Origin of the sequence: Oryzobacter terrae, assembly GCF_042756445.1 — a bacterium.
Lineage (GTDB): Bacteria > Actinomycetota > Actinomycetes > Actinomycetales > Dermatophilaceae > Oryzobacter > Oryzobacter terrae.
This window is the reverse complement of the sequence record NZ_CP170578.1, coordinates 1,855,565-1,870,920: the sequence shown is the minus strand read 5'-3', so window position 1 is coordinate 1,870,920 and position 15,356 is coordinate 1,855,565. Positions and strand designations below refer to the sequence as shown.

General features: G+C 72.9%; 16 protein-coding genes. 6 read left to right on the top strand and 10 right to left on the bottom strand.

All coding sequences use genetic code 11. From position 1 onward, the window contains the following. Positions 1 to 30: 30 nt before the first annotated feature. On the top strand, positions 31 to 1,896 hold the full coding sequence (locus tag ACFWN3_RS08780) for a histidine kinase (RefSeq protein WP_377645362.1): 1,866 nt from the start codon (positions 31 to 33) through the stop codon (positions 1,894 to 1,896). Beyond that, positions 1,893 to 2,534, top strand: coding sequence for a response regulator (locus tag ACFWN3_RS08775; RefSeq protein ID WP_377645361.1), 642 nt, complete (start codon positions 1,893 to 1,895; stop codon positions 2,532 to 2,534). Before ACFWN3_RS08780 ends, ACFWN3_RS08775 begins: the two co-directional genes overlap by 4 nt. Before the next feature lie 84 nt (positions 2,535 to 2,618). Here the strand turns inward: ACFWN3_RS08775 and ACFWN3_RS08770 are convergent, their stop codons facing one another. Genes ACFWN3_RS08770 through ACFWN3_RS08760 form a run of 3 tightly spaced genes read right to left on the bottom strand, consistent with a single transcriptional unit; the run spans position 2,619 to position 5,690 of the window. Further along, positions 2,619 to 3,035, bottom strand: coding sequence for a GNAT family N-acetyltransferase (locus ACFWN3_RS08770; RefSeq protein ID WP_377645360.1), 417 nt, complete (start codon positions 3,033 to 3,035; stop codon positions 2,619 to 2,621). A 58-nt stretch (positions 3,036 to 3,093) separates the two neighbouring features. Beyond that, positions 3,094 to 3,741 carry a response regulator transcription factor gene (locus tag ACFWN3_RS08765; protein ID WP_377645359.1) on the bottom strand — a complete coding sequence of 216 codons (648 nt, stop codon included), beginning with the start codon at positions 3,739 to 3,741 and terminating at the stop codon, positions 3,094 to 3,096. Further along, positions 3,729 to 5,690, bottom strand: coding sequence for a histidine kinase (locus tag ACFWN3_RS08760; RefSeq protein ID WP_377645358.1), 1,962 nt, complete (start codon positions 5,688 to 5,690; stop codon positions 3,729 to 3,731). Before ACFWN3_RS08760 ends, ACFWN3_RS08765 begins: the two co-directional genes overlap by 13 nt. Before the next feature lie 139 nt (positions 5,691 to 5,829). Here ACFWN3_RS08760 and ACFWN3_RS08755 point away from each other — a divergent pair, with 139 nt between their 5' ends. Next, positions 5,830 to 6,561 carry a hypothetical protein gene (locus ACFWN3_RS08755; RefSeq protein ID WP_377645357.1) on the top strand — a complete coding sequence of 244 codons (732 nt, stop codon included), beginning with the start codon at positions 5,830 to 5,832 and terminating at the stop codon, positions 6,559 to 6,561. A 322-nt stretch (positions 6,562 to 6,883) separates the two neighbouring features. Here the strand turns inward: ACFWN3_RS08755 and ACFWN3_RS08750 are convergent, their stop codons facing one another. Beyond that, positions 6,884 to 7,828 (bottom strand): hypothetical protein, encoded by a 945-nt coding sequence (locus ACFWN3_RS08750; RefSeq protein WP_377645356.1) that lies wholly within the window; start codon positions 7,826 to 7,828, stop codon positions 6,884 to 6,886. A 192-nt stretch (positions 7,829 to 8,020) separates the two neighbouring features. Between ACFWN3_RS08750 and ACFWN3_RS08745 the strand changes: the two genes are divergently transcribed. Continuing rightward, positions 8,021 to 8,542, top strand: a complete 522-nt coding sequence (locus tag ACFWN3_RS08745; protein ID WP_377645355.1) for a hypothetical protein — start codon at positions 8,021 to 8,023, stop codon at positions 8,540 to 8,542. A gap of 32 nt (positions 8,543 to 8,574) precedes the next feature. Here the strand turns inward: ACFWN3_RS08745 and ACFWN3_RS08740 are convergent, their stop codons facing one another. Then, entirely contained in the window at positions 8,575 to 9,105 is a 531-nt protein-coding gene (locus ACFWN3_RS08740) for a DUF2231 domain-containing protein (RefSeq protein WP_377645354.1), read from the bottom strand. Between the two features lie 154 nt (positions 9,106 to 9,259). Between ACFWN3_RS08740 and ACFWN3_RS08735 the strand changes: the two genes are divergently transcribed. Continuing rightward, a complete protein-coding gene (locus tag ACFWN3_RS08735) occupies positions 9,260 to 9,760 on the top strand; it encodes a hypothetical protein (protein WP_377645353.1) in 501 nt (166 codons plus the stop codon). A 9-nt stretch (positions 9,761 to 9,769) separates the two neighbouring features. On the opposite strand, the gene ACFWN3_RS08730 is transcribed toward ACFWN3_RS08735, so the two are convergent. Further along, complete coding sequence (locus ACFWN3_RS08730; protein WP_377645561.1) at positions 9,770 to 10,894, bottom strand: N(5)-(carboxyethyl)ornithine synthase; 1,125 nt, start codon at positions 10,892 to 10,894, stop codon at positions 9,770 to 9,772. A gap of 50 nt (positions 10,895 to 10,944) precedes the next feature. Next, a complete protein-coding gene (locus ACFWN3_RS08725) occupies positions 10,945 to 11,649 on the bottom strand; it encodes a hypothetical protein (RefSeq protein ID WP_377645352.1) in 705 nt (234 codons plus the stop codon). Between the two features lie 74 nt (positions 11,650 to 11,723). Between ACFWN3_RS08725 and ACFWN3_RS08720 the strand changes: the two genes are divergently transcribed. Continuing rightward, the gene (locus ACFWN3_RS08720; protein ID WP_377645351.1) at positions 11,724 to 13,301 is read left to right on the top strand and encodes a GAF domain-containing protein; all 1,578 of its coding nucleotides are present in this window, start codon (positions 11,724 to 11,726) and stop codon (positions 13,299 to 13,301) included. A 53-nt stretch (positions 13,302 to 13,354) separates the two neighbouring features. Here ACFWN3_RS08720 and ACFWN3_RS08715 read toward each other — a convergent pair whose 3' ends face one another. The 3 genes from ACFWN3_RS08715 to ACFWN3_RS08705 form a co-directional block, all read right to left on the bottom strand. Then, the gene (locus ACFWN3_RS08715) at positions 13,355 to 13,948 is read right to left on the bottom strand and encodes a hypothetical protein (protein WP_377645350.1); all 594 of its coding nucleotides are present in this window, start codon (positions 13,946 to 13,948) and stop codon (positions 13,355 to 13,357) included. 160 nt (positions 13,949 to 14,108) lie between these two features. After that, positions 14,109 to 14,762 carry a response regulator gene (locus tag ACFWN3_RS08710; protein ID WP_377645348.1) on the bottom strand — a complete coding sequence of 218 codons (654 nt, stop codon included), beginning with the start codon at positions 14,760 to 14,762 and terminating at the stop codon, positions 14,109 to 14,111. 98 nt (positions 14,763 to 14,860) lie between these two features. Continuing rightward, positions 14,861 to 15,298, bottom strand: coding sequence for a pyridoxamine 5'-phosphate oxidase family protein (locus ACFWN3_RS08705; RefSeq protein WP_377645346.1), 438 nt, complete (start codon positions 15,296 to 15,298; stop codon positions 14,861 to 14,863). Positions 15,299 to 15,356 lie beyond the last annotated feature (58 nt).

The window sequence follows — 15,356 nt, the reverse complement described above, 5'->3', positions numbered from 1 at the left end:
GGCTGTGGGGCCGACCCCACACTGGTGTCCATGGGTGGTGCGGTGACATTCGCGGCGGCTCTGCCGGTGGCTCTCGGACTCTTGGTGGTCCTTCGCAGCGCCCAGGTGTCCATCGGAATGCTGCTCGTCTGCCATGGCGCGTCCGTGGCATTGATCGGTCTGCAGGCGCTCGACGTCCTGGGCGGGGGTGCCGGCCTCCTTCTCGACCAGCTCGCTCAGGGTGCGTGGGCTCTGCTGTTCGTCTGGTCGGCCGTGATGGCCCACCTGTTTCCCGACGGTGCCCTGCCGTCTCCACGATGGCGGTGGTGGCTCGGCGCCGAGGTCTTGGGGGTCGCGGCGTTCGTCGTCGGGGCTGTGGGCAATGGCGAGACCTTCTCCCAGCAGCATCCTGGACAGGCGCCACCGTTGGGTGCGTTGCCCTCGACGGTCTCGGCGATCCTCGGCACTGTCGGGTTGGTCGCGCTCGTCTGCCTCGTGGTCGGTGCAGGGGTGGCAGTGGTCGTCCGTCTGCGCATGGCTCATGAGGACGCGAGGACTCGGTTGCTGTGGCTGGTGTGGGGCGCTTGGGCCGTGCCCGTGTCGCTTGTCGTCGCCTGGGCGAATCACTTTCTGCTCGGTGACCAGACCTGGCTGGTGATCGCCGCCCTGGGGGTGGGGACGCTCTCCGTCCCGCTCACTGTCGCGGTGGCGACCCTGCGCCACCGGCTCTTCGACATCCGGGTGGTGCTGAGCAGAACCGTGACGGCCACGGTGATGACCGGCGCGGTCCTCGTGATGTACGCCTCCGTTCTGGAAGCAGTGCGCCGGCTCGGAGGCGACAGCACGGTCGGGGGCCTGCTGGCCGTCGCTGTCGTCGCCGTCGTGATCCACCCCGCGCACTCGTGGTTGCGACAGCGGGTGGAGAGGCGTGTCCATGGGTACCGCGGCGACCCGCACCGCGCCTTGCGGATGCTGGCCGACACGACCGAGGCGGCTCCTCAGGAGACCTTGACCGCGTCGATCTCCGCCACCATCGCCGAGGCGGTGCGCGTCGACTGGGCCCGGATCGACACTGGATCAGGGGTGGATGACGGCAACCACCGCTTCCCACTCGAGCACCGCGGCGAGGTGATCGGCTCGTTGGTGGTCGCGTCACCGCCAGGAGGCCGGTTCGGCGCCGAGGACCTCGCTCTGCTGCGAGACCTCGCGAGGTACGCAGCAGTGGTCGTCTTCGCCGATCGGCACCACGGCGCCCTGCGCGACTCTCGAGCGCGGATCGTCGCCGCGAGGGAGGAGGAGCGTCGACGTCTGCGCAGAGACCTCCACGACGGGATCGGACCGTCGCTGGCCGCCGTGGTGCTGAAGCTCAACGCAGCCGAGACCCGCACCGATGCTCAGGAGCGGCACGCCATTCTCAAGGAGGCCCGCTCGGAGGTGAAGGAAGCCATCGACGAGGTCCGGCGACTGGTCGATGACCTGCGGCCGCCGGCGATCGACGAGGTGGGCCTCCTCGCCGCCATCCGCCAGCGCGCACTGGGCCTGTCCGAGGCGGTGGTGTTCGAGGTGAGGGGGCCGACCGCGATGCCCGACCTCCCTGCGGCGGTCGAGACCGCCGCCTTCCGCATCGCAGCGGAGGCGATGACCAACGTGACCCGCCACGCGAGCGCCACCCGGTGTGAGGTCGACATCACCATCACGGGCGACGAGTTCGCGATCACGGTCACCGACAACGGTCGAGGCGCCGCGTCGACGGCGCGCTCGGGGATGGGGTGGGAGTCGATGCGCGAGCGAGCCGCCGAGCTCGGGGGGTCGTGCACGCTGACGAACGGGGCCCCGGGGACCGGGCTGTCGGTCCACGCGGTCCTTCCTCACCGGCCGTCACCGGGTCATCTGGCCGAGGCGGGCGAGAGGGCATGATCCGGCTGCTGATCGTCGACGACCACCCTGCCTTCCGTCGCGGGCTGGAGCTCATGCTCTCGGACGTCGACGACATCGAGGTCGTCGCCCAGGCGGCATCAGGTGAGGAAGCGGTCGAGCTGGCTGCACAGGTCACGCCGGACGTCGTGCTGATGGACCTGCGGATGCCGGGCCTGGACGGGATCGAGAGCACCCGCCGGCTGAAGCGTCTGCACAGCTCGCTCTCGGTGGTGGTGCTGACGATGTTCGAGGACGATGCGTCCGTCTTCGCTGCGATGAGGGCCGGTGCCCGCGGCTACGTCCTCAAAGGGGCGGATCAGGACGAGATCGAGCGGGCGGTTCGTGCAGCGGCTGCCGGTGAGGCGATCTTCGGCCCCGCGATCGCCGACCGCGTCATCCTCCACTTCGCCCAGGGCGGCGACCACCCGCGGTCGACGTTCCCGTCCTTGACCCAGCGCGAGCGTGAGGTGCTCTCGCTCATCGCCAACGGGAAGGGGAACGCGGCGATCGCCCACGAGCTGGGGATCAACCTGAAGACGGTGCGCAACCACGTGTCCAATGTCTTCACGAAGCTCCAGGTGTCCGATCGGGCTTCGGCGATCGTCAAGGCACGCGAGTCCGGAATGGCCGGAGAGTGAGCACTGAGGGGTGCCCCGCTCGCGCACTGCCTGTGGTTGTCCACATCGGCATGGTGCGGCTTGGTCGTTGGCGACCGGCCAGGCTCACCGACGCAGGCGCGCGACGACCTCGCCGTCGACCTGCTCGCCGGTTTCGACGAACCCGAGGGCGCGGTAGAGGCCCGCGGCACTGTGGTTGTCGGGCTCGTACGACAGGGCGAATCCGGCGGAGGTCGCGTGATCGGTCAACACGTCGAGGACAGCGATGACGGCGGCTCTACCGAGCCCTCGCCCTTGGTGCCGGGCGTCGATGATGACGCCACCGAGCCAGCAGCTCGCGTCGTCCTCGTCGACGGCCCACATGAGAAACCCCACCACGGCGTCGTGCTCGTACACCGCGAGGGGGTGCCAGACGCCCTCAGCGGCGCACAGGGTGAGGTAGTGGGTGGGGCTGGCGACGAACCGGGACTGCTCGACGGTGACCGTCAGGGCAGCCACGGCGTCCCGGTTGGCTGCGTCCACTGGAGCCAGGTTCACGCCTGGACCGGCCGCGGGGCCGTCCAACGGATGGGTGAGCACCTCAGCCCCCTCGGTGGCTCTCGAGGTAGCGCAGCACGGCGAGGACGCGGCGATGGTCGGTGCTGCCCGATTCGGCCAGTCCGAGCTTGGCGAGGATGCGGCTGACGTGGGTCTCGACCGTGCGTTCGGTCAGGACGAGGCGATGCGCGACGCCGGCGTTGCTCAGTCCTTCGGCCATGAGCCCGAGCACCTCTCGTTCGCGTGGGGTGAGGTCCTGCAGGGCGGAGTCGTTGCCGACCATGAGTCGGGCCACGACCTCGGGATCGAGTGCTGACCCTCCTGCAGCGACACGGTCGAGCGCCGAGAGGAACTCGTCGACGTCGAGCACACGGTCCTTGAGGAGGTATCCGAAGTGTCCCCCGGCGACGAGGTGGACCGGCAGCCGGGTCTCGACGTGCTGGGAGAGCAGCAGCAGGGCGGTGAGCGGTAGGGCTTCGCGGATCTGGGCGGCCACCCGGGCGCCGTCGTCGGCGTGGTCCGGAGGCATCCGGATGTCGAGCACGGCGACGTCCGGGCGGTGCTCCAGGACCGCTGTCAGGGCCGAGGGCGCGTCACCCGCGTCTGCGACGACGTCGTGCCCGACCTCGGTCAGGAGCGATCGCAGCCCGGCCCTGAAGAGGGCGGAGTCCTCGCCGATCACGACCCGCACGGGATCTCCGCGGTCATGACGGTGCCACCCAGCGGCGGGCTGTGCAGCGAGAGACGGCCGCCGAGGGCGTGGACCCGGTCGCACAGCATCGCCAGTCCCGAACCGGGAGTGATGCGTGCGCCGCCCGTGCCGTCGTCGCGGACGGCGACCAGGACACTGTCCCGCTCGCGCCGCACGGCGACCTCCACCTCGTGTGCACCCGAGTGCTTCACGGCGTTGGCCACGCCTTCGCTGGCGACGTAGTACGCAGTGACGCTGACGTGCTCCGGGAGCTCGTCGGCCTCGAAGGTCACGCGCAGGGGGAGCGCGCTGCTGCGGGTGAGGTTCTCCAGTGCCGGGGCCAGCCCGTCGTCGAGGCTGCTGGGTCGCAGGCCGTGGGCGATCTGGCGTAGCTCGGCCACGGCGGTGGCGATCTCGTCGACGGCGGAGTCGACGAGGCCGTCGAACTCGACCGACCCGCCTGCGGCGACGCGACGCTGGGCGACGCGCAGCCTCATGCCGAGGGACACCAGGCGCTGCTGGGCGCCGTCGTGCAGGTCCATCTCGAGGCGTCGCCGCTCCTCGTACCCGGCACGCAGCAGCCGTTGTCGGCTCGCCTCGACCTCGCCCAGGGCGTGTCCCAGCTCGCCGCGCAGTCGGGTCGACTCGGCGACAAGAGCAGCTTCGCGCGCCACCTCCTCGGGAACAGGTGCCCGGCCCGGACCTGCCACGATCAGGCCGATCTCGTTGCCCTTGAGGCGGATCGGGACACCCGTTCCAGAAACGGCGTCTCCCGCCACGTCCACGAAGTCGGCCGAACCCGGCCACCGGTAGCCCACGCGCAGCGCCGGGTCGCGCATGGCCTCGCGCAACACGGACTCGAGCTCCTCCGGTTCCCTGGAGCCGTCATGGACGTCGGTGACCAGCGCCTGGACGGCCGCGACGCCTCGGGCCCGCCGCGGGTGCAGCCGCCGCCCCAGGAAGCGGAGCAGCAGGGCGCGCGCGGGCAGGAGCAGGACGACGACGACGACAGTCGCCAGCACCGCCGGTGCGGTGGAGCCCGTGCCAACGGCCAGCGCGACCGCGGACGACACGGTGGCGTGGCCGGCCACGACGAGGAACGCCAGCACGGGGTAGACGGCTGCCGCCACCACCGCGCGGTCCACGTCGTAGAGGTCGTGGCGCAGCATCGCCACCAAGGTGGCCGCCGGGATCGCGATGTTCATCGCGATCAGGCCTCCGAGGGCGACGATGGGTGTCCCGGTCAGCAGATAGCCCGCCCAGCACAACAGGATCGTCGCCGGCACGGTCAGGCAGGCGACGAACATCCACCGCAGCCGCGCTCGTTCCAGCTCGTCGGCCGCGGCCCGGTAGCGACGACGGGTCGCCAACGCCGCAAGGACCAGGCAGGCGTAGAACACCACCAGCGCGGGGATGGCGCCGTAGCCGACCCAGTGCTCCCCGAACGGGCGCGGCCAGTCGTCCAGCGGGGGCATCAGCGGCCCAGGCGCCACCGCGAGGAAGAGGTTGAACGCAACCACCGAAAGGGGAAGGGCGATCGCCGTCCGCCGAGCCCACGCGTCGTTCGGGCGTCCGTCGGGGAAGAGCAGGAGCACCATCGCGAACGGCAGGAACCAGCCCATCCAGATGCCCTGGGTGAGGTTGAGGAGCTCCGCACTGGCCGCGAGGTCGCTCGGCGGTGCGGCCAGGGCGTCGGCCCAGTTGCCGTGGGCCATCTGCAGCAGGATGTTCGCTCCGGCAGCGGTGAGCCACGGGCCCACCCAGTTGCCGGGGTCGTGCCGGACCGCCAGGAAGCCTGCCGCGAACGGGACACCCGAGGCGAGCACGGCACCCCCGACGATCCAGGCGCCGGCCGGATCGCCGAGGTCGCGCACCGCAACGACGGTCAGCGCCAGTAGCACGACGGAGACCGCCCACACCAGGTGGGTGACGCGTCGCGGCCACGGCATGGCTCAGGCTAGAGCGGCCCTCGAGCCGACGTCATCCGTACTGGCACGGACGTCAGGTCCGGTACCACCGCCGACGACGCCCGCCTGGCACCCGCCCCACCGTGGAGGTCCGAGCCAGACCACTCCACAGGAGCATCCCGTGACCACGACCCGCCACACCCCGACCCACACCGAGCCCGCGCCCGACAGCGCGCCGCGCGAAATGCGCCGCACCTGGCGGTGGCTCGCCGCCGCTGCCCTCGTCCTGGGCCCCCTCGGCGTCACGGCCATCCGTGCCGTCATGCCCTACTGGACCGACGACACCCCCGCCGAGATGGTCGCCGGATTCGCCGCCGACCCGGGAGCCGGAGCGCTGATGAACTGGCTCTCCCTCATCACCACCCCCTTCCTCCTCCTCAGCGCCCTGGCGATGGGGTTCGTCGCACGACGCCGAGCCCCCGTCATCGCCACCTGGGGAGCGGCGGTCCTGTTCGGCGCCTACGCCCTCGGCAGTGCCGTCAGCGCCCCCGACATCTTGACCTCGGCGCTCCTCGGCCGCGGCGACGACCAGGCCTCGGTGGCCGGGACCGCTGCGCTGCTCATGGACCACCCCCCGATGCTCGCCGGCGCCCTGTCCTTCGTCATCGGCCACCTCGTCGGCATGGTCCTCGTCGCGATCGCCGTCGTCCGGGCCAAGGTCGTCCCCTGGTGGGTCGGGCTCGTCATCGCCGTGGCCCAGCCCGTACACGTCGTCTCTGCCGTCGTCGTCCCGAACCGCCTGCTCGACGTCGTCCTCGGCTGGGGCGCCACCACCGTCGGCTACGCGCTCGTCGCTGGCGCCGTCCTCCGCACGCCCGACGAGGAGTGGGACCTCCAGCCGCAACCACGGTGAGGAGCCCTCGCGTGGGCCCCAGAATGGGCCCCAAAATTCAGTCGCAGTCTCGATTCCGTAACGATGCGGCTCGACGCGACGGAGGCCGTCTCACCCGCTCTGACCTGCGGAAACACCGAACATCGGGTCGTGCCTGGTCAAGGCCCGTCGGGCCGTTTCAGGATCGGAATGGGCCTACGGATCAGAAGGTTAGGGGTTCGAATCCCTTCGGGCGCGCTCTGTGTTGAGACAGAGGATGAAGGCCCCGACCAGCGGCAACGCGGTCGGGGCCTTCGCTCTGTCCGGAGGCCGGGGTCGGGGCTCCTGATGCCTCGGCCGGCGCTCAGTCGTTGAGCAGGTCGTAGTAGACGACGTCGTCGCCCGTGACGTTGTCGACCGCGTAGATGGTCGCCTGGTAGCCCCCGGCGCCTCCGGGAGGGACGAGGCGCGTGACGGTCGAGGTGGCGGTCGCGGTGGTGCTGGTCTCGACGGGCCCGTCGAACTGCCTCGCCTGCTCCGCGTACCCGGCCGCGACGTCCGCGACCTCGGCGTCCGGCGACACCCGGAGGAGCACGCCGAACCCACCGGTGGGCGATCCGCGCGAGTACTGGACGAGCAGCTCACTCCCGGGCAGCAGGACGTACCGGTCGCGGTCGTCGCCCTCTGCGAGCGTGCCGTCCGCGAGCGGACCGCCGGGGTCGGGGCGGGGGCGGGCCACGGGCGCCTCGGGGGCGTCACCCCCGGGCCAGGCGGCGAGCCTGCCCTCGGACGCCGTCCCGCCGCTCTCGGCGGTGAGCACGATCGACCAGAGGCCCGTCACGTCACCCTCGACCTCCTCGATGGTCGCCGCGACGACGAGGGGGAGGGCGCCCTCGGGCGCTCCGACGGCCTCGACCGCGCAGGTCAGCCCGTCGTGGTCGGAGCAGCCCGAGGTGGCGTCGAGGTCGAGGGACAGGACGTCGCCGAGCATGCCGAGCAGGGCACCCCACGCTGTCAGTGGGTCGTCGTCGACCAGCAGCACCGCGCGCCACGACGTCCTCGCCGGGTCTCCCGACCGTTCCTGGGCCGGTGTCCCCACCAGCCGGGTTCCGTCCGGCACCTCGAAGCCGTCCGGGAGCGAGGTGCCCGAGGGGGAGAGGGCGGAGGCGGGGACCCCTGGGCGAGCCGCCGCGTCGTCCTGGGAGCGCTCGAGGACCGCCGTCGTGACGACGGCGGTCACCACGAGGGCCGTGAGGACGCCGAGGATCCGCGCCGGGTGCCGACGGCTCGCACGCGTCCCTTCGCTCACCGTCGGCATCCTGCCACCGGAGCGGGAAGGGCGTGGGTCTCGCCAGGGATGGCTCTCCTAGGGTGGTCGACGACCCGTGGGGCGCGGGTCCGGGACCAGGGGAGGACGTGGCGTGGCCGAGGGGGAGCGGGAGCGCCGGTCGGGACGGCTCTGGGGTGGCTGGCGGGCACGGCGCTCGTCGCGTCCGTCGCGGTGGCGATCGCCACGACGGCGCTCTCCGGACCGATGGTCGTCGGCAGCACCGTCGTGCGCGCCGGGACCCTCGTCCCGGTCCTGACCGCGGCCGGTCTCGTCATGGGCGTCGCCTCGCGCGTCCTCCGGTCGCGCCGGCCGCGGCTCCCGACGACCGCGGCTCGACGATCCGTCGCCGTGGTCCTCGTCGTCGCCGCCGTCCTCACCGCCTGCGTCGTGTGGTTCCGCGACCTCGGCGTCTCCTACACGGTCCTCGCACCGGCGAGCCCGGGTGGGTGCCGGGTCGTCGTCGGCCAGGTCTCGTTCCTCATGGCGGGCAGCGGCACGGTGCACGAGCTCCCCGACGGGTCGGTGCTCGCGCGCGAGGTCGGCGGCTTCATGGCCGACGACGGCATCCGTCCCGTCGACGAGGGCAACGTCGAGCTGACGTGGAGCGGCGAGCAGGGCGTCCTGCGCCTGTGGGGCCGGCCGGGTGACCCCGTGGACCCCGGTCTCCACGAGCTCGACTGCCGTTCTGGCTGAGGCGGGCTCGGCCTCGCGATCCGGGGCGCGGGCTACGGGCGGGTCCGGGAGTGGGCCAGGTGTCCGCCGAGGTAGCCGGCCGCCGTCAGCGCGCCCGCCCCGACCAGGGCCAGCCCCTTCCCGACGCGGTGGGCGCCCCGGCGGCGGGCGACGAACGAGCCGGCGAACGAGCCGATGGCGATGCCGTTGGTGACGGCGTGGACGACCCCGACGCGCTTCATCGCGGGCGCGGCCGTCGACCACTCGGCCCAGCCCGTCCAGGCGGTCGGCCCCACGGCGAGGAGGCCGACCCCGATGAGCCGTCGGGCGGCGCGCGAGTCCTCGGACCCGCCGAGCCAGTCGAGCAGCACGGCCGAGGTCCAGGTCCCGATGACGACGTCGGTCAGCACCGGGTGGAGCGCGTGGCCGAGCCACTCACCCCGGAGCAGCTCCCCCCGGGCCCCCGTGCCGAACGTGGACCTGATGGTCGGCTCGATGCGCGCCACGACGTCCTCGAGGCCGCTCGACGCCTCGAGGCGCTCGGTCCACGCGACGACGGGGAGTGCACGGTCGGTCGTTGTCATGGCCATCTCCTGGCGGCGTGGGGGACGTGGGACCTCCGGGTCCCTGTCGACCCGATCGTGCACCCGCTGCACGTCCGGGACAAGCCGTGCGACGCCATCGGTGCTGCCGGACGGTGCGCGGTGCGCTCGGCCCCCGCCGGGTGAATACTCGAGCATGGCCGACCAACCGCGACGGGTGAACTTCTTCCACGGACTCGTGCTGGGTGCCGACGACCTCGCAGCCGAGCAGGCGTACCACCGCGAGATGCGGTACCGCCACAACCAGCTCCACGGGTACGGCACCGTCTCCGGGCTCGAGGTCGCCGACGAGGGCAGCGGCGTGCTCCGGGTGGGCCCCGGATGGGCGGTCGACGCCCTCGGGCGCGAGATCGTCGTCGCGGAGCCGGTGGCCGTGCCCCTCGAGCCGCACGTGGGCCGGCGGCGCGCCGTGCACGACCTCGTCATCGAGTGGCACGAGGCGGCGGACTGCGCCGTGCCGGTTCCCGGTCCGGACGACACCGTGGAACCCACCCGCTGGGTCGAGCAGCCCGTGGTCTCCCTCGTCGCACCGGGAGAGGCGCCCCCCGACGCCCTGGTGCTCGCGCGCGTCACCCGGAGGAGCCGCGGGAGGGTCGACCTCGACGCGTCGGTGCGCCGACCCCTCGGCGCCGGGTAGGCCCGGGCCTCAGGAGCCGACGAGCAGGTGCGGGTGCTCCGGCGACCTGCCCTGGAACGTCAGGACGGCGGGGTTCTGGATGACGCCGTCGCGGATCTCGATGGCGCGCCGGATCGTCGGGTCGGCGTCCCACGCCGCGGGGCCGCTCATGACGGTGCGCAGGAACGGCAGGATCGCCTCGCTGTTCTCCCACGTCGCCGAGCGCCAGAGGTGGCTCGGGCTGTGGTCGACCGCGTAGTAGGTGACCCCGGGCCCGACCTCGAACGTCGGCTCGGCGAAGCTCGTGGGGCGGGCCCACGAGAAGCCCATCCCCTCGTCGCACGACACGTCGACGACGAGCGCGGGCGAGCCGAGGGCGTCGACGTCGTCCTCGGTCATGAAGACGAGCGGGGCGTCGGTGTCCTGGAGCACGCAGTTGACGATGACGTCGTGCTCGCCGAGGAACCCGGCGATCGGGACCCGCCCCTCGGGGGTGACCGCGTGGCTCACCCGGGTCGCGGAGTCGTCGCTGTCGAAGTGGACGATCCGGGCGGAGTGGATCGGTGAGGCGACGGCGGCCACCTCCCGGCTCGTGAGGATGTCGACGTCGCGGATCCCCAGGGCCGCCAACGCCGTCACCGCCCCCCGGGCGGTCGCGCCGAAGCCGATGACGACGGCGCTCAGCCGCGGCCCGTAGTCACCCGTCGACCCCTGGAGCTGGAGCGCGTGCAGGACCGAGCAGTAGCCCGCGAGCTCGTTGTTCTTGTGGAACACGTGCAGGCCGAACGAACCGTCGGAGTTCCAGTGGTTCATGGCCTCGAACGCGATGAGGGTCAGCCGCTCGTCGATCGCCCGCTGGGTGAGGGCGGTGTCCTGCACGCAGTGCGGCCAGCCCCAAAGGACCTGGCCGTGGCGGAGCTCGCGGACGTCCTCGAGCGACGGTTTCGGCTGGAGGACCACGTCGCAGCGCTCGACGATCTCGTCGTGGTCGAGGAGCCCGCCCACGCGGGTGGCCAGCTCGGCGTCCGAGACCCCGAACGGCACGCCGTACCCCCGCTCGAGGTGGAGGCGGGCGCGCAGGTCCTCGGGGACGCGGTCGAGGTGGGCCGGGTGGAGCGCGAGCCGGCGCTCGTTCTCCTTGCGCGACCGGGCCATGATGCCGAGGGTGAGGAGGGGGGTGGTGGTCACGGGGCGCCCTTCCGGGCTCAGGTGCCCGGCGGACGGGGCTGGTCCCCGTCGTCCTGGGCACGGCGGACCCCATCCTCCGTCGTCCCGCCCCGGAACGGAAACCCCGGCGTCCTCGACCCGACGCGGCCCCGGGTCGGAGGGGCTCCGAGGGACGGGCCCCGACCGGCCACGACGAGTCCCGCCTGCCAGCCCGGGGCACGTCCGCCCTCCGGCGGGTGGAGGTCCGTGGTGTCCAGACCGCTGCGAGCCAGGAGCCAGGAGGTCAGCGAGTTGGAGTTCCACATCTCGCCGGTCCGCAGCTCGTCACGCCCCCAGGTGGCGGCGGGGAACGACGGCACGAGGGCGAGGACCTCACGCGCGGTGGCCACGTCGGTGGTGAGGCGACGCGGGCCGTCGACCGCGGAGGCGAGGTCCGGGATGGTGCCGTCGCGCCAGCGTCGGACCTCGTAGCGGAACCACCGTGAGCGGCCCAGCGACGGCGAGCCGACCGGGCCCTCGGCGACGACGCCGCGCTCGGGGACGCGCACCGACCAGACGGGGGCCATCTCGATCGCGACCGCATGGCCGTCGAGGTGGACGACGAGTGCCGAATGGTAGAGGTCGAGGGGGCGCCGCCGCCGACGGGTCGCCGAGATCGCCTCGTAGACACGTCCACTGCCACGGACGCACTGACCTCCGCGTCCTGCCCCGAGGGGGATCCAGTACAGGTCGACGCCGGTCATCCCGACCACCTCCTTGGTCCTCCACTGTCCTCCGATGCCGTCGCCGAGCGCCGTGGATGGGCGAGGATGGGCGGGTGACCTCCGCAGAGCCTCCCCGGCTGGCCGGCCCCGCCCACGCCCTCCTCGACGCGGTGACGGCGATGTCCTCGGACCTCGACATGCGCAGCGTCCTCGTCCGCATCGTCGAGGCGGCGACCGCCCTGACGTCGGCGCGGTACGGCGCCCTCGGGGTCGTCGGGCCCGACGGGCTCCTCACCGAGTTCCTCACCACGGGCATCGACGAGGAGACGCACCGCCGGATCGGCGACCTCCCGCACGGCCGCGGCATCCTCGGCCTGCTCGTCAAGGAGCCGCAGCCGCTGCGGATGCACGACCTGGCGGCGCACCCCCAGTCGGTGGGCTTCCCCGCGCACCACCCGCCCATGTCGACCTTCCTCGGCGTGCCCGTGCGGATCCGGGGCACCGTCTTCGGCAACCTCTACCTGACGGAGAAGGCCGACGGGCTCGACTTCACCGAGGAGGACGAGCAGCTCGTCGAGGCCCTCGCGCGGGCGGCGGGCTTCGTCATCGAGAACGCCCGGGCCTACGGGGTGAGCGAACGTCGGCGCCAGCTGCTCGAGGCCACGGCCGAGCTGACGGAGGAGCTCCAGCCGCCCGTCGACCTCGACCGCTCGCTGCGGCGGATCGTCACGATGGCCCGCGGGGTGTCCGGGGCCCGCGCCACCGCGCTCGTCGGCCTCGCGGGCGACGTCGAGGTGCTCGCTCTGGACCGCGAGCCCGGCGAGGCCGACGACGTCGCCGCGGCCCTGGAGGAGGTCGCCGCCCGGCTCCGCGGGTCGGTCCACGGCGAGGTGGCCGAGCTGACCGCGGGACCCTTCGCGGCGGTCGCGATCCCGCTGCGGGCGCACCTCGGCGACCAGCGGGTGCTCGTCGCCCTGCACGACCCGCACGGCCGGACGCGCGGGCTCGAGGAGCTCGAGCTGCTCACCTCGTTCGCCGACCACGCCGGCCTGGCCCTCGACCGGGCGCAGGCGCTGGTCGACCGGCAGCAGCTGGCCGTCATCTCCGACCGCGAGCGCATCGCGCGCGACCTGCACGACGTCGTCATCCAGCGCCTGTTCGCCACCGGGCTCCAGCTGCAGGGCATCTCGATGCTGGCCTCCGGCACCGACGTGGGCGAGCGGCTGGAGCGGGCCGTCGACGACCTCGACCTGACGATCAAGGACATCCGCGGCACCATCTTCGCCCTCCAGGACCGCGGCTCGTCCTCGCTGCGGCAGGAGGTGCGGAGCCTGGTGCGCGAGTACGTGCCCGTGCTGGGCTTCGCCCCGGCCATCCGCACCCTCGGGCCGGTCGACACGGCCGTGCCGCCGGGGATCCGGGCGCACCTGCTCCCGGTGCTGCGGGAGGCGGTCTCGAACGTCGCGCGGCACGCCCTGGCCGACCGGGCCGAGGTCGAGCTGGAGGTGCGTGACCACGACCTCGTCCTCACCGTCTCCGACGACGGGACCGGGGTCCCGCCGGACCGGGCCGAGAGCGGACTGCGCAACGCGCGGCGCCGCGCCGACGAGCTGGGGGGCACCCTCGAGCTGCGGGCGAACGACCCCCGGGGGACCGTCTTCGCCTGGCGCGTCCCGCTCGCCGGCGCCTGACACGACGAACGGCCACCCGCGTGGAGCCGCGGGTGGCCGTTCGGGTCGTGCGGTCAGCGCAGGACCGGGCTGGCCTGGGCGATGCGGGTCCGGGCCCACCAGCGGCCGAGGCCCCAGGTGGTGCCGGCGGCGCCGAAGGCCAGGACGGCCATGACGATGATGCCGACGAGGTGGTCGTCGACGACCGGGTTGTTCTCCAGCGGGAGGACGGCGGCGTACATGAAGGCGTACATCAGGGCGCCGGCCGCGGTGCCGAGACGCATCGCCACTCCGAGGAGGAGCGCCACGCCGATGCCGAGGAGGCCGAGCATGAAGAGCCAGTCGACGAACGCGTTGCCGGCCATCGCGTTGAACGCACCCTTGAACGGGTTGCCCTCGGGGACACCGAAGCTGAGGAAGCCGTTGGTGGGGCTGCCGCCGTTGATCCAGGCGGCGTCGCCGAACCGGTCGAGGTTGCCCTCCTGGTCGTAGCCGGTGTGGAAGCCGAGCGCGAAGGTCTTGTCGAGGAAGGCCCACAGGAAGGTGATCCCGAAGGCGATGCGGAGCGCAGCGAGCGACCGGTCGAGCCAGATCGGCCGACCGTGCGTCTCGTCCGCGACCGGGGAGGTCGTGCGAGGGGTGGTGGTGTGACGGGCGGTGGTGGTCATGGTGCCGTCTCCTTTTCTGGTGATCGTGGTCTGCTGTCACCTCAAGGTTCGCCGCCCGGGCGCGCAGGGGTCAGGGCCCGTGGTCACCGGTTCGTGGGACCAAGGTCCCGAGCCCCGCGGGACGTCCGGGCCGTGCTCGTGACGGGGCCCGATGCGCGGGTCAGGCCCGGCCGTCGCCCGGGGAGCGCAGGAGGCGCGATGCGAGGACGGCCGCCTGGGTGCGTCGCTCGACGCCCAGCTTGGCGAGGATGCTCGACACGTAGTTCTTCACCGTCTTCTCGGCGAGGTGCATCTGCTCGCCGATCTGCCGGTTCGTCATCCCCTCGGCGATGAAGCCCAGCAGCCTGAGCTCCTGCTCGGTCAGGCCGGACAGCTCGGGGGCGGCCGTGGCGCCCGTGCGCACCCGCTCGAGGACGCGGGCGGTGAGGGAGGGGTCGATGAGCGAGTTGCCCGCGGCGACCTGGCGGATCGCGCCGACGAGGTCGTTGCTGCGGATGTCCTTGAGGACGTAGCCGGAGGCGCCGGCCATGATCGCGGCGAACAGGGCCTCGTCGTCGTCGTAGGACGTGAGGATGAGCGCGCGGATGGTGGGGTCGACCGACCGCACGGCGCGGCACACCTCGATCCCGGAGCCGTCCGGGAGGCGGGCGTCGAGGACGGCGACGTCGGGGCGCAGGGCGGGGATGCGGGCGGTGGCCTCGGCGGCGGTGCCGGCCTCGCCGACCACCTCGATGTCGTGGCGCTCGAGCAGGAAGCGCAGCCCTTCGCGGACGACATCGTGGTCGTCGAGGAGGAAGACGCGCACCGGTGCCACGCCCGCAGTCTAGGGGCGGGGCCGCCGCGCGCCGGGCGACGACCGCCGCGCGCCGGGCGACGACCGCCCCGCGGGGGGTGACGGCCGCCGCCGCGGCGTCAGGCGGGGTGCTCGACCGGGGTCGGCGCGACCTCGGGCTCGCTGCCGAGGCGTCGGCCGGTCAGCTCGGTCCAGCGGATCCGCACGAGCAGCTCCCGGCCCCCGCTCGCCCACGGCCGGGGAGCCGACACCGCGCGGATGTGGTCGATCTCGTCCCGGTCGCGCACGACCTCGGCGCGGCCCCGGGCGACGACGCTCCACCCGCTCTCGCGTGTGGTGTCGACGTGGTCGACCTCGAAGGCGACGACCGCGTCACGGCCGTGGGTGCCGAGCACGCTGTACGGGGAGGTCCGCACGATGATGGCCGAGTCGACGACCGAGTAGTTCAGGGGGACGATGTGCGGCCCGTCCGGTGCCGACAGCGCCAGCCGCCCGGCCACGCCGGACCGCAGGAGGGCACTGCACTCCGCGTACCTCAGGGGGCGTGTGTGGGGCATCCGGCACCTCCGGGGATCGTGGTCACGTCCTCGATCCTCGGTTCCGCCGGTCGTCGAC